General features: G+C 67.7%; 1 protein-coding gene. It reads right to left on the bottom strand.

Annotated elements, in window-relative coordinates; genetic code table 11:
• On the bottom strand, nt 1-760 hold a 760-nt coding region (locus ACL03I_RS39420), incomplete at its 3' end, for a DUF4226 domain-containing protein (protein WP_412808662.1).
• Between the last annotated feature and the right edge of the window lie 43 nt (nt 761-803).

The raw sequence follows: 803 nt of genomic DNA, 5'->3' as shown, positions 1-803 counted from the left end.
CGCCGGTGCCGTTGGTGCCGGTGGGTGGTGTGTAGTTCTTACCCGCGATGTTGTACAGGTACTGCTTGGTCAACCGGTTGATCGCGGCAGCGGTGTCGCTGGAGGTCACGTTGCCACCCGAGACGATCGACTGCGCTTTCAGCAACGCCGCGGTCAGGATCTGATGCACCTTCTGCTGCCCGGCTTTGGTGTAGGCCTGCGGCCCCAACTCCGCCAACGCCACGTTCACCTCACGCACCAGCTTGATGATCGCTTTCCTGTCGACCTTGTTCGACCCCTTCAACCCCTGGACATACGACACCAACTGGTTGTCCACATTGTTGAACGCCTTCGCCGCGTTGCGCTGGAACAACTGCTTGGCCCGAATCGCCCGCGTCGTCGCACCACTCCCCGACGAACCCCCCGACTGCTGCGGCAACTCCCGCGCCTGCGGATCGGCCGGCTCCCCCTCCCCGTACACCCCCTCCAACTGCTTCAACACATCCATCGCCCGCGCCGCCTCCGGCGACATCCCCGCCGCCCCCGAACCATCGGCCCCACCCGAAGCCACCGGCGCCGAACCCCCACCATTACCCCCGCCACCACCACCCAACCCCGCCAACGCCGAAGCGATCAACGGCAACATCCCCATCGCCATCATCCCCGCCATCGGCGCCACACCCGCCACCACCTCCGGATCCACCAACGGCTCCGGCTCCCGCTCCTCCTCCCGACCCGCACCCCCACCACGCCCCGGCGCCGACTCCACCCGCGGAGCCACCACCCCACCCGGCTGCCCAGGCACACCCTGACCAGGCACACCC

Origin of the sequence: Nocardia sichangensis (assembly GCF_047200615.1) — a bacterium.
Taxonomy (GTDB): Bacteria; Actinomycetota; Actinomycetes; order Mycobacteriales; family Mycobacteriaceae; genus Nocardia; species Nocardia sichangensis.
The sequence above is the reverse complement of the archived record's forward strand: the minus strand, read 5'-3'. Positions and strand labels throughout refer to the sequence as shown.